Source organism: Citrobacter sp. Cpo032 (assembly GCF_030332975.1).
Classification (GTDB): Bacteria; Pseudomonadota; Gammaproteobacteria; order Enterobacterales; family Enterobacteriaceae; genus Citrobacter; species Citrobacter portucalensis.
In genome coordinates, this window is sequence record NZ_JAOWGU010000036.1 from 50143 (window position 1) to 62731 (window position 12589).

At 48.9% G+C, this 12589-nt stretch carries 9 protein-coding genes; 8 read left to right on the forward strand and 1 reads right to left on the reverse strand.

The window, feature by feature from the left end:
* Positions 1 to 523 precede the first annotated feature (523 nt).
* Positions 524 to 1141, forward strand: a complete 618-nt coding sequence (gene tdk, locus OGY33_RS06375) for a thymidine kinase (RefSeq protein WP_008784954.1) — start codon at positions 524 to 526, stop codon at positions 1139 to 1141.
* A 237-nt stretch (positions 1142 to 1378) separates the two neighbouring features.
* Here tdk and adhE read toward each other — a convergent pair whose 3' ends face one another.
* Positions 1379 to 4057, reverse strand: a complete 2679-nt coding sequence (gene adhE / locus OGY33_RS06380; RefSeq protein WP_123267320.1) for a bifunctional acetaldehyde-CoA/alcohol dehydrogenase — start codon at positions 4055 to 4057, stop codon at positions 1379 to 1381.
* 487 nt (positions 4058 to 4544) lie between these two features.
* On the opposite strand from adhE, the gene ychE reads away from it, so the two are divergent.
* The 7 genes from ychE (at position 4545) to OGY33_RS06415 (ending at position 12579) form a co-directional block, all read left to right on the forward strand.
* The gene (gene ychE / locus OGY33_RS06385; protein ID WP_003020714.1) at positions 4545 to 5192 is read left to right on the forward strand and encodes an NAAT family transporter YchE; all 648 of its coding nucleotides are present in this window, start codon (positions 4545 to 4547) and stop codon (positions 5190 to 5192) included.
* A gap of 771 nt (positions 5193 to 5963) precedes the next feature.
* Positions 5964 to 7595, forward strand: coding sequence for an oligopeptide ABC transporter substrate-binding protein OppA (oppA, locus tag OGY33_RS06390; RefSeq protein WP_048216252.1), 1632 nt, complete (start codon positions 5964 to 5966; stop codon positions 7593 to 7595).
* 232 nt (positions 7596 to 7827) lie between these two features.
* Positions 7828 to 8748 (forward strand): oligopeptide ABC transporter permease OppB, encoded by a 921-nt coding sequence (gene oppB / locus OGY33_RS06395; protein WP_003020708.1) that lies wholly within the window; start codon positions 7828 to 7830, stop codon positions 8746 to 8748.
* Positions 8749 to 8762: 14 nt separating this feature from the next.
* The gene (oppC, locus tag OGY33_RS06400) at positions 8763 to 9671 is read left to right on the forward strand and encodes an oligopeptide ABC transporter permease OppC (RefSeq protein WP_003020701.1); all 909 of its coding nucleotides are present in this window, start codon (positions 8763 to 8765) and stop codon (positions 9669 to 9671) included.
* Positions 9672 to 9682: 11 nt separating this feature from the next.
* Positions 9683 to 10696: a murein tripeptide/oligopeptide ABC transporter ATP-binding protein OppD gene (oppD, locus tag OGY33_RS06405; RefSeq protein ID WP_048216254.1), complete on the forward strand. Its 1014-nt coding sequence runs from the start codon at positions 9683 to 9685 to the stop codon at positions 10694 to 10696.
* On the forward strand, positions 10693 to 11697 hold the full coding sequence (gene oppF / locus OGY33_RS06410; protein ID WP_008784949.1) for a murein tripeptide/oligopeptide ABC transporter ATP-binding protein OppF: 1005 nt from the start codon (positions 10693 to 10695) through the stop codon (positions 11695 to 11697). Before oppD ends, oppF begins: the two co-directional genes overlap by 4 nt.
* 45 nt (positions 11698 to 11742) lie before the next feature.
* The gene (locus OGY33_RS06415; protein WP_048216255.1) at positions 11743 to 12579 is read left to right on the forward strand and encodes an ion transporter; all 837 of its coding nucleotides are present in this window, start codon (positions 11743 to 11745) and stop codon (positions 12577 to 12579) included.
* Positions 12580 to 12589: the final 10 nt, after the last annotated feature.

Consider the following 12589-nt stretch of genomic DNA (forward strand, 5'->3'; position numbering starts at 1 on the left):
GAATTCAAAATTGCGCTTTATTTAGTATCAGAATTAATTCTCCTGTCTTAAATTCCCCATGATGTTGGGCATAAAAAAGGCTTATTGGCGAGGGGGCTTCTCAGCGGCTGAGAGTAAAAATTCAAGATTCAGGTCACATTTTATGGTGTACAAATAGTATCTCTTTGCAGTGATTTCAACCTTTTGTATTAGTTTTGCTTACGTGAATTCGCTAATACATGGCGACAGTGGGTAGATTCAATAACAATATGGGAAGGGTTTCTTTATTGCCGTATGATGATAAGTGACATTGATAAATTTCATGAGCACTATTTGTGAAAGAGTGTGTATATACGCGTCCGAGCACAGGCTGTTTGGTCGATGGTTGTATGCTCTCTCACTATCCGTTACTTAAATTCAGGCGGCACTGTGCGAGCTTGCCCGCTCATTTATACGCCTTTGCGACCAACGCTACACCGACATGTTCGTGAAATATGATACAATCCAGCCCATATTTATTTCCCCGGGTGAGGGCCTTCGGTCAATGGCACAACTATATTTTTACTATTCTGCAATGAACGCAGGTAAGTCGACTGCATTGTTGCAATCTTCGTACAATTATCAGGAACGTGGGATGCGTGCCGTTGTATATACAGCGGAAATTGATGACCGTTTTGGTGCTGGAAAAGTAAGTTCGCGTATAGGTCTGTCGTCACCTGCAAAATTGTTTAACCAAAATTCATCATTGTTCGAAGAGATTCGCGCCGAGAATGCGCAGCAAAGAATTCACTGTGTACTGGTCGATGAGTCTCAGTTTCTGACCCGACAACAGGTTTATGAATTATCTGAAGTTGTCGATCAACTGGATATTCCTGTTTTGTGTTACGGCTTACGCACTGATTTTCGTGGTGAGTTATTTGGTGGCAGCGAATACCTGCTTGCGTGGTCAGATAAACTGGTTGAATTAAAGACCATTTGTTTCTGTGGCCGTAAGGCCAGCATGGTATTACGCCTTGATCAGGCTGGAAGACCTTATAACGAGGGCGAGCAGGTGGTTATCGGCGGGAATGAACGCTATGTGTCGGTATGTCGTAAACACTACAAACAAGCGCAGTCTGAGGGCTCTCTGACGGCGATACAAGAACGACACAGCCACGATTAACCCTGTACGCTTCTGAGCGCTTATAAACGCAGGGTAGGCTGGAACCTTCGCCAATGTTCTCTACCCTGTCAGACTCTCTTCTGATGGCTATTCTCACATCTTCCTGAATACATCTCTTACAGTGCCATTCTATTCACACGGCTAGATTGCGTATCACCCGATTTTCATAACACAAGACGAAAAAAAACGGTCCCAACTGGGACCGTTTATGGTGAAACTAAAACTTATCTGAGCAAATTAAGCGGATTTCTTCGCTTTCTTTTCTGCTTTCGGTGCAGCTACTGCTTCAGTCTTAGCGGCAGTCTGGTCTTCGCTGTACTCGCGACCGTAGTAGGTATCCAGCAGAATCTGTTTCAGTTCAGCAATCAGCGGGTAACGTGGGTTAGCACCAGTACACTGGTCGTCAAACGCGTCTTCAGACAGTTTGTCCACGTGTGCCAGGAAGTCAGCTTCCTGAACGCCAGCTTCACGGATAGACTTAGGAATACCCAGTTCAGCTTTGATTTCTTCCAACCAGCCCAGCAGTTTCTGGATTTTCGCGGCAGTACGGTCGCCCGGTGCGCTCAGACCCAGATGGTCTGCGATTTCAGCGTAGCGACGGCGTGCCTGCGGACGGTCGTACTGGCTGAATGCAGTCTGTTTAGTCGGGTTGTCGTTCGCGTTATAGCGAATAACGTTGCTGATCAGCAGGGCGTTCGCCAGACCGTGAGGAATGTGGAACTGAGAACCCAGTTTGTGCGCCATTGAGTGACATACACCCAGGAAGGCGTTAGCAAACGCGATACCGGCGATAGTCGCTGCACTGTGTACACGCTCACGCGCTACCGGGTTCTTAGAACCTTCATGGTAAGACGCAGGCAGGTTTTCTTTCAGCAATTTCAGCGCTTGCAGAGCCTGACCGTCAGAGAACTCAGAAGCCAGTACTGAAACGTAAGCTTCCAGAGCGTGAGTTACGGCATCCAGACCACCGAACGCACACAGGGACTTCGGCATATCCATAACCAGGTTGGCGTCAACAATCGCCATATCCGGAGTCAGCGCGTAGTCTGCCAGCGGGTATTTCTGCCCAGTTGCATCGTCAGTAACAACCGCAAACGGAGTCACTTCAGAACCGGTACCGGAAGTGGTGGTAACTGCAACCATCTTCGCTTTCACGCCCATTTTCGGGAACTTGTAGATACGTTTACGGATGTCCATAAAGCGCAGCGCCAGTTCTTCGAAGTGAGTTTCCGGGTGCTCATACATAACCCACATGATTTTCGCGGCGTCCATCGGGGAACCACCACCCAGCGCGATGATTACGTCTGGTTTGAAGGAGTTAGCCAGCTCAGCACCTTTGCGAACAACGGTCAGAGTCGGGTCAGCTTCAACTTCAAAGAACACTTCGGTTTCAACGCCAGCAGCTTTCAGAACGGAGGTGATCTGGTCTGCATAACCGTTGTTGAACAGGAAGCGGTCGGTCACGATCAGCGCACGTTTGTGACCATCGGTAATCACTTCATCCAGTGCGATTGGCAGAGAGCCACGACGGAAGTAGATAGATTTCGGAAGTTTGTGCCACAACATGTTTTCAGCTCGCTTAGCAACGGTTTTCTTGTTGATCAGGTGCTTAGGACCAACGTTTTCAGAGATGGAGTTACCACCCCAGGAACCACAACCCAGTGTCAGGGAAGGTGCGAGTTTGAAGTTGTAAAGGTCACCGATACCACCCTGAGAGGCCGGGGTGTTAATCAGGATACGTGCGGTTTTCATCATCTGACCGAAGTAAGCAACACGCTCTGGCTGGTTGTCCTGGTCAGTGTACAGGCAAGAAGTATGGCCGATACCGCCCATCGCAACCAGTTTTTCAGCTTTAATGACAGCGTCTTCGAAGTCCTTCGCACGGTACATTGCCAGCGTCGGAGACAGTTTTTCGTGAGCAAACGGTTCGCTTTCGTCGACAACCTTCACTTCACCGATCAGAATCTTAGTGGTTTCTGGTACTGAGAAGCCTGCCAGTTCAGCAATCTTGTATGCTGGCTGACCAACGATAGCTGCGTTCAGCGCGCCATTTTTCAGGATAACGTCCTGGACTGCTTTCAGCTCTTTGCCCTGCAGCATGTAGCCGCCGTGAGTCGCAAAACGCTCACGTACTGCATCATATACAGAGTCAACCACGACGACAGACTGCTCAGAAGCACAGATTACGCCGTTATCGAAGGTTTTAGACATCAGAACAGATGCAACAGCACGTTTGATATCAGCGGTTTCGTCGATAACCACAGGGGTGTTACCTGCGCCTACGCCGATAGCTGGTTTACCGGAGCTGTATGCCGCTTTAACCATGCCTGGACCACCGGTCGCAAGGATCAGGTTGATGTCCGGGTGGTGCATCAGCGCGTTAGACAGTTCAACGGAAGGTTGATCGATCCAGCCGATCAGATCTTTCGGTGCGCCAGCAGCGATTGCTGCTTGCAGAACGATGTCAGCTGCTTTGTTAGTTGCATCTTTTGCGCGCGGATGCGGAGAGAAGATGATGGCGTTACGGGTCTTCAGGCTGATCAGTGATTTGAAGATTGCAGTAGAAGTCGGGTTAGTGGTTGGAACGATACCGCAGATGATACCAATCGGTTCAGCAATGGTAATGGTACCAAAAGTGTCGTCTTCAGACAGCACACCACAGGTTTTTTCATCTTTGTAAGCGTTGTAAATGTATTCAGAAGCGAAGTGGTTTTTAATCACTTTATCTTCGACAATACCCATGCCGGATTCGGCAACGGCCATTTTCGCGAGAGGAATTCGAGCGTCTGCGGCAGCCAGAGCGGCGGCACGGAAGATTTTGTCAACCTGTTCTTGAGTGAAACTGGCATATTCACGCTGGGCTTTTTTTACGCGCTCTACAAGTGCGTTAAGTTCAGCGACATTAGTAACAGCCATGATGCTCTCCTGATAATGTTAAACTTTTTTAGTAAATCATCTGCTCGATACGAGAGTATAGACAGACCGACGAAAATTTGTGTAATGGTTTGAAAATCAAACGGTTAATTAACGTCCACTTTACTTTGATTTACTAAAAGAGCTTATACGCTAGCGCCTGTTAACTCTAACGCGTTACCTCCAGGTGGCGTAAGCAAGATTACTCACTTCTGAGTAGTAATTGCGTGATCTGGATCAAAAATTCGCAAAGCTGACACCTTTCAGCAGACCCTTTTAGCGTTTCTCGTTAAGTGTTAATAAATTGACGTAATGAATGCTAATAACATTAGCATATTTAATACATATTAATAACACTGAGTATTGGTAGCGTATTTACATTGATATACGCAGATAGAAGGTGAAGTATGCTGACAAAAGGCGTATCTTCAGCGCGGATTTTATCAATTTTTATGACTCATTTTATCCGGCTAACGCTTCGGAGCTAACCGTGATCCAAACGCTATTTGATTTTCCTGTCTATTTTAAATTTTTCATTGGGTTATTTGCGTTGGTCAACCCGGTAGGGATCATCCCCGTCTTTATCAGTATGACCAGCTATCAAACTGCCGCAGCACGAAACAAAACCAACCTCACGGCAAACCTATCGGTCGCAATCATCCTGTGGACTTCGCTGTTTCTTGGTGATGGTATTCTGCAACTCTTCGGCATCTCAATTGACTCGTTCAGGATCGCTGGCGGCATTCTGGTTGTGACTATCGCGATGTCAATGATTAGCGGAAAACTAGGGGAAGATAAACAAAACAAACAGGAAAAATCAGAAACCGCAATCCGTGAAAGTATCGGCGTTGTGCCGTTGGCATTGCCGTTGATGGCGGGGCCGGGGGCGATAAGCTCAACTATTGTTTGGGGTACGCGGTATCATAGCGCGATTAACCTGTTTGGCTTTTTTGTAGCGATTGCGTTGTTTGCCCTGTGCTGCTGGGGGCTGTTCCGCATGGCACCATGGTTAGTGCGTCTGTTGGGCCAAACCGGTATCAACGTCATTACGCGTATTATGGGACTGCTGTTAATGGCTTTGGGTATCGAATTTATCGTTACAGGCATCAAATCCATTTTCCCTGGTTTGCTGGCCTGAAACCTCTCTTCTGTGCAAACGGAGTCGTGTCCGGCTCCGTTTCCTTTCATTATCAGTAAAACTTCTCACTAAAGTTGAAAATCAGCAGAGCAATAATAAAAAATGCTGATGATTAACTCTCCTGTTAGCCATTGATTCTAAAGATATAACACGTCCCAGTACGCCCGGCGAAGACCGATACTGCTGTTATTTTATTAACATCATACTCTGGGGCTTGCTGAAGGATTATCGAAATGTTATTAGTTATTTCAGCCTTTATTTCAGATGAATGTGCTAATTAATAACCAATTGTTAAATTTATGTGCATTTTGACATGGCGTTGACTTCGGACAGGATGGTTAACACCATGGTCGACATAATGCATTGATTTTTGTGAACTTTCCATAATAAATCTTCATTCGTAAGACTTTTTAAGTGAGATTTATTTCCAATAAAAGAGAATTGGTTAACAAATTTGTAAAATGTATTGGCGGTTAAGAAACGCATTTGATACTTTCCGGCCAGGTATTATGCAGAAGAATTCACGTTGATGAGAATCATTTGCAGTTAGTTTCTCTCAACAGGGTAATAGCGTGTTTCCGGCAGGGGAGGCACGTAGAGAATCGACGCAAGGCGGTCATACGAATCGCCAGAATAAATAAAGTCGGTGATAGCAAGCAGTAAAACAATAAACCACCTGACGGCAGAAAATCTCCGGTGCCGTACAGGGATCCTGACAGGATTAACAGTCTGGTTAAAAAACCAGCCATAATAATGAGGGAGTACAACACAATGACTAACATCACTAAAAAAAGTTTAGTAGCTGCGGGGATCTTAACTGCGCTAGTCGCTGGAAATGTTGCCACGGCGGCAGTAGTGCCAGCGGGTGTGCAGCTTGCTGAAAAGCAGACTCTGGTGCGTAATAACGGTTCGGAAGTGCAATCACTCGATCCCCACAAAATCGAAGGTGTACCTGAATCCAACATTAACCGTGACCTGTTTGAAGGTTTATTAATCAGTGATGTCGATGGCAAACCATCGCCTGGCGTGGCTGAAAAATGGGAAAATAAAGATTTTAAAGTCTGGACATTCCATCTGCGTAAAGATGCTAAGTGGTCTGACGGCACGCCTGTTACCGCGCAAGATTTCGTGTATAGCTGGCAACGTTTGGCTAATCCAAATACTGCATCACCGTATGCCAGTTATTTGCAGTACGGTCATATTGTCAACATTGATGATATTATCGCCGGTAAAAAGCCGGTCACCGATCTGGGCGTAAAAGCTCTCGACGATCATACTTTTGAAGTTACCCTCAGCGAACCAGTTCCTTATTTCTACAAACTGCTAGTGCACTCTTCCGTTTCACCGGTTCCCAGAGCGGCTGTTGAAAAATTCGGCGAGAAGTGGACCCAGCCCGCTAACATCGTTACTAACGGTGCGTATAAACTGAAAGACTGGGTTGTGAACGAGCGCATTGTGCTTGAGCGTAATACCAACTATTGGGACAACGCCAAAACGGTTATTAACCAGGTAACCTACCTGCCTATTTCTTCTGAAGTGACTGACGTTAACCGCTATCGCAGCGGTGAAATCGACATGACCTATAACAACATGCCGATTGAGTTATTCCAGAAACTGAAAAAAGAGATCCCGAACGAAGTCCACGTTGACCCGTATCTGTGCACCTATTATTACGAAATCAACAACCAGAAAGCACCGTTCAACGATGTTCGTGTTCGTACCGCCCTGAAGCTGGCGTTGGATCGTGACATTATCGTCAATAAAGTGAAAAACCAGGGTGACCTGCCAGCATATAGCTTTACTCCTCCATACACCGATGGTGCGAAACTGGTTGAGCCAGAGTGGTTCAAGTGGTCTCAGGAAAAACGTAATGAAGAAGCGAAGAAACTGCTGGCTGAGGCCGGATATACCGCTGAGAAACCGCTGACCTTTGATCTGCTGTATAACACCTCAGACCTGCATAAGAAGCTGGCTATTGCCGCGGCATCTATCTGGAAGAAAAATCTGGGTGCTAATGTGAAGCTGGAAAACCAGGAATGGAAAACGTTCCTCGATACGCGCCATCAGGGCAACTATGATGTTTCACGTGCAGGCTGGTGTGCGGACTATAACGAACCGACGTCCTTCCTGAATATGGTGCTGTCCGACAGCTCCAATAATACCGTCCACTATAAGAGCCCGGCATTTGATAAGCTGATTGCGGATACGCTGAAAGTGACGGATGAAGCGCAGCGCAGCGAACTGTATTCGAAAGCGGAACAGCAGCTGGATAAAGATTCTGCGATTGTACCGGTTTATTACTATGTTAACGCCCGCCTGGTGAAACCATGGGTTGGCGGATACTCCGGTAAAGACCCGATGGATAATATCCACGTTAAAGACTTGTATATTATCAAGCATTAATGGCAAGACGTGGGGCAATCATGTTGCCCCACAGTGTCTTTTTCTTCGAACTATATATACCTCTTTAGACAAAGAGAGGTATACCCTAAATAATTCACGTTGCAGGAAGGCGGCAACGCAGCGAATCGCCAGTCACTTACTTAAGTAAGTGACTGGCGTGAGCGAGTAAAGCCAACGCACTTGCAGCTTGAAGTATGACGGGTATAAAGGCACACGCCAGAAGGTACGGGCAATGTTAAAATTTATATTACGTCGCTGTCTGGAAGCGATTCCGACGCTGTTTATTCTTATTACGATTTCATTCTTTATGATGCGCCTTGCGCCCGGAAGCCCATTCACCGGGGAACGCGCGTTACCGCCAGAGGTGCTGGCGAATATTGAAGCGAAATATCATCTTAACGATCCCATCTCGACGCAGTACTTCAGCTATCTGAAACAGCTGGCGCACGGCGATTTTGGACCATCCTTTAAATATAAAGACTACACGGTTAACGACCTCGTTGCCTCGAGCTTCCCGGTTTCTGCGAAGCTGGGTGCGGCAGCCTTTATTCTGGCGGTACTCGTCGGTGTTAGCGCCGGAGTGATAGCCGCGCTGAAGCAAAATACACGTTGGGACTATACGGTGATGGGGGTGGCAATGACCGGGGTGGTTATCCCCAGTTTCGTGGTCGCTCCCTTATTGGTCATGATATTTGCCATAACCTTGAAATGGCTACCCGGCGGGGGCTGGAACGGCGGGGCGCTGAAATTTATGATCCTGCCGATGGTGGCCTTGTCACTGGCCTACATCGCCAGTATTGCCCGTATTACTCGCGGTTCGATGATTGAAGTACTGCACTCTAACTTTATTCGTACCGCACGCGCTAAAGGGCTGCCGATGCGGCGGATTATTTTCCGCCATGCGTTGAAACCTGCGCTGTTGCCAGTGTTGTCCTATATGGGACCGGCATTTGTCGGCATTATCACCGGTTCGATGGTTATTGAAACCATTTATGGTTTGCCGGGTATTGGCCAGTTGTTCGTCAATGGGGCGTTAAACCGCGACTATTCGCTGGTTCTTAGCCTGACCATACTGGTGGGTACGCTGACCATCGTGTTTAACGCGATTGTCGATGTGCTGTATGCCGTTATCGACCCGAAAATTCGTTACTGATACTGGAGCTCGCTATGATGTTAAGTAAGAAAAACAGCGAGGCGCTGGAGAATTTCAGTGAAAAGCTGGAGGTCGAAGGCCGCAGCCTGTGGCAGGACGCGCGTCGACGCTTTATGCATAACCGCGCGGCGGTAGCAAGCCTGGTGGTGCTGGTAATTATTGCGCTGTTCGTAACGCTGGCACCGATGCTGTCGCAGTTTACCTACTTTGATACCGACTGGGGCATGATGTCTAGCGCGCCGGATACAGAATCAGGCCACTATTTCGGTACTGACTCGTCGGGACGCGACCTGTTGGTGCGCGTGGCGATTGGCGGGCGTATCTCGCTGATGGTCGGCATTGCCGCGGCGCTGGTCGCGGTAGTAGTCGGTACGCTGTACGGCTCTCTGTCGGGCTATCTCGGCGGTAAAATCGACTCGGTGATGATGCGTCTGCTGGAAATCCTCAACTCCTTCCCGTTCATGTTCTTCGTGATTCTGCTAGTGACCTTCTTTGGACAAAATATCCTGCTGATTTTTGTCGCTATCGGAATGGTCTCCTGGCTGGATATGGCGCGTATCGTGCGTGGACAAACGCTGAGCCTGAAGCGCAAAGAGTTTATTGAGGCGGCGCAAGTCGGTGGGGTGTCTACCGTGCGTATCGTTATCCGCCATATTGTGCCGAACGTGTTGGGTGTGGTGGTGGTTTACGCTTCATTGCTGGTGCCTAGCATGATCCTGTTTGAATCCTTCCTGAGCTTTTTGGGACTAGGTACACAGGAACCGTTAAGTAGCTGGGGCGCGCTGCTCAGTGATGGTGCCAACTCTATGGAAGTCTCACCATGGCTGCTGCTGTTCCCGGCAGGTTTCCTGGTGGTCACTTTGTTCTGTTTTAACTTTATTGGCGATGGCCTGCGTGATGCCCTCGACCCGAAAGACCGTTAAGGAGTGCAGCCATGAGCGTAATTGAAACCTCAACCGCGCCGCTCGCGCAACAACAGGCTAACGCACTGCTGAACGTAAAAGATCTGCGCGTGACGTTTGCTACCCCCGACGGCGATGTAACTGCGGTCAACGATTTAAACTTTTCTCTGCGAGCCGGAGAAACGCTGGGTATTGTCGGGGAATCCGGTTCGGGTAAATCGCAGACGGCCTTTGCCCTGATGGGGCTGCTGGCGGCGAATGGTCGTATCGGGGGCTCCGCAACGTTCAACGGGCGTGAAATTCTGAATTTACCGGAACGTGAACTGAACAAACTGCGCGCCGAGCAAATCTCGATGATTTTCCAGGACCCGATGACGTCTCTCAATCCGTACATGCGGGTCGGGGAGCAGTTGATGGAAGTTCTGATGCTGCATAAAGGCATGAGCAAAGCGGAAGCTTTTGACGAGTCGGTCAGAATGCTGGATGCGGTGAAGATGCCAGAAGCGCGTAAGCGTATGAAAATGTATCCGCATGAATTCTCCGGTGGTATGCGTCAGCGCGTAATGATCGCCATGGCGCTGCTGTGCAGGCCCAAATTACTGATTGCCGATGAACCAACCACTGCGCTCGATGTGACGGTACAGGCGCAAATTATGACGCTGCTGAATGAACTGAAAAGTGAATTCAACACCGCGATTATCATGATCACCCACGATCTGGGGGTTGTTGCCGGTATTTGCGATAAAGTCCTGGTGATGTATGCCGGACGTACTATGGAATACGGCAGTGCACGGGATGTCTTTTATAAACCCGTTCATCCGTATTCGATTGGTTTGCTAAATGCCGTACCTCGTCTGGATGCCGAAGGGGAAGAGATGCTCACTATCCCTGGCAACCCACCGAACCTACTGCGTCTACCAAAAGGTTGTCCATTCCAGCCGCGTTGCCCGCATGCGATGGAAATCTGTAGCAGTGCTCCGCCACTGGAGGAATTTAGCCCAGGCCGTCTGCGTGCCTGCTTTAAGCCGGTGGAGGAACTGGTATGAATACGGTGACCGAACAACGTAAAGTGCTCCTTGAGATTGCCGACCTTAAAGTCCATTTCGATATTAAAGATGGCAAACAGTGGTTCTGGCAACCGTCTAAAACCCTGAAGGCGGTTGATGGCGTAACCCTGCGACTGTATGAGGGCGAAACCCTGGGCGTGGTCGGTGAATCAGGCTGCGGGAAATCGACCTTTGCCCGTGCGATTATCGGCCTGGTGAAGGCCACCGATGGAAAGGTTGCCTGGCTGGGTAAAGATTTACTGGGTATGAAACCCGATGAGTGGCGGGAAGTGCGCAGCGATATCCAGATGATTTTCCAGGATCCGCTGGCATCGTTAAACCCGCGCATGACCATTGGTGAAATCATTGCCGAACCGCTGCGAACTTATCATCCGAATCTTCCTGGTCAGGAAGTCCGCGACCGTGTGAAGGCGATGATGATGAAGGTTGGACTACTGCCTAACCTGATTAACCGCTACCCACATGAGTTTTCCGGTGGCCAGTGTCAGCGTATTGGTATTGCCCGCGCGCTGATCCTCGAACCGAAGTTGATTATCTGCGATGAACCGGTTTCGGCGCTGGATGTATCAATCCAGGCCCAGGTGGTTAACCTGCTGCAACAGCTTCAGCGCGAAATGGGATTATCGTTAATCTTCATTGCCCACGACCTCGCGGTGGTTAAACACATCTCCGACCGTGTGCTGGTTATGTATCTCGGACATGCGGTGGAATTAGGGACTTATGACGAGGTGTACCATAACCCGCTACATCCTTATACCAAAGCGCTGATGTCTGCGGTGCCAATCCCCGATCCGGATCAGGAAAGGAATAAGGTTATTCAGTTGCTGGAAGGCGAGTTACCGTCCCCGATTAATCCTCCTTCCGGTTGCGTGTTCCGTACGCGCTGTCCGATTGCTGGACCGGAATGCGCAAAAACGCGCCCGGTTCTGGAAGGAAGTTTCCGACATGCAGTTTCCTGCCTGAAAGTAGACCCGCTATAATCCTGAGGGCTGACAAAGGTCAGCCCTTTTTTTGGTGAGGTATCTGTGCCAGGTTTAGTCTCTTCTGTCCGCCGTGCGCTCTATCGCAAATTATTTGATTTAAATACCCGTTCAGGGCGTCGCTTTGAAGGTATGTGCGCGCTATTTGCCTTGCTCAGCGTTATCGTTATCTTCATTGAGTCCGGAGTAGGGACGCAATACCATTTAACCTTTGAGGAATGGCGCGTTTTTGTCTGGCTGGAGATCTTCATTACTCTGGTCTTCACCCTCGAATATCTTCTGCGCTTATGTTGCTGGGCTAACCCCGCTAAATATGTGTTCAGCTTCTGGGGGATAATTGACCTTGCCACCATTCTGCCGCTGTATGTGATGTGGCTATGGCCGGAAATCAGTCTGAGCTATGTTTTCGCCTGGCGAGCGATGCGTGTCCTGCGCGTCCTGCGTATTCTCAAGCTGCTGCGCTTTATGCCTTCTCTGCGGGTGTTCTGGAATGCGTTAAAAAGCGCCCGACATCAGCTGATGCTGTTCTATTCCTTTATTGCCATCCTGATGGTGGTTTTTGGCGCGATGATGTATCTGATTGAAGGGCCAAAATATGGGTTTACTACGCTGAATGCGTCGGTGTATTGGGCGATTGTTACTGTAACAACCGTCGGCTATGGCGATATCACGCCGCACACCCCGTTGGGGCGCATGGTGGCGTCCGTGCTTATCCTGATTGGTTACTCGGTGATTGCGATACCGACGGGATTGATTACCACGCACATGAGCAGTGCGTTCCAGCAGCGCGGGCACCAACGAAAATGTCCGCAGTGCCAGCAGACGCAGCACGAACATAGTGCGCAATTTTGTAACCGCTGTGGAAGTAAACTGCCGGGTTAAAAATGAAAAA

What these genes read in the sequence shown, in the direction of transcription:
- tdk (WP_008784954.1), top strand. Translation starts at nt 524, where the DNA reads ATGGCACAACTATATTTTTACTATTCTGCAATGAACGCAGGTAAGTCG.
- adhE (WP_123267320.1), bottom strand. Translation starts at nt 4,057, where the DNA reads ATGGCTGTTACTAATGTCGCTGAACTTAACGCACTTGTAGAGCGCGTA.
- oppA (WP_048216252.1), top strand. Translation starts at nt 5,964, where the DNA reads ATGACTAACATCACTAAAAAAAGTTTAGTAGCTGCGGGGATCTTAACT.
- oppB (WP_003020708.1), top strand. Translation starts at nt 7,828, where the DNA reads ATGTTAAAATTTATATTACGTCGCTGTCTGGAAGCGATTCCGACGCTG.
- oppC (WP_003020701.1), top strand. Translation starts at nt 8,763, where the DNA reads ATGATGTTAAGTAAGAAAAACAGCGAGGCGCTGGAGAATTTCAGTGAA.
- oppD (WP_048216254.1), top strand. Translation starts at nt 9,683, where the DNA reads ATGAGCGTAATTGAAACCTCAACCGCGCCGCTCGCGCAACAACAGGCT.
- oppF (WP_008784949.1), top strand. Translation starts at nt 10,693, where the DNA reads ATGAATACGGTGACCGAACAACGTAAAGTGCTCCTTGAGATTGCCGAC.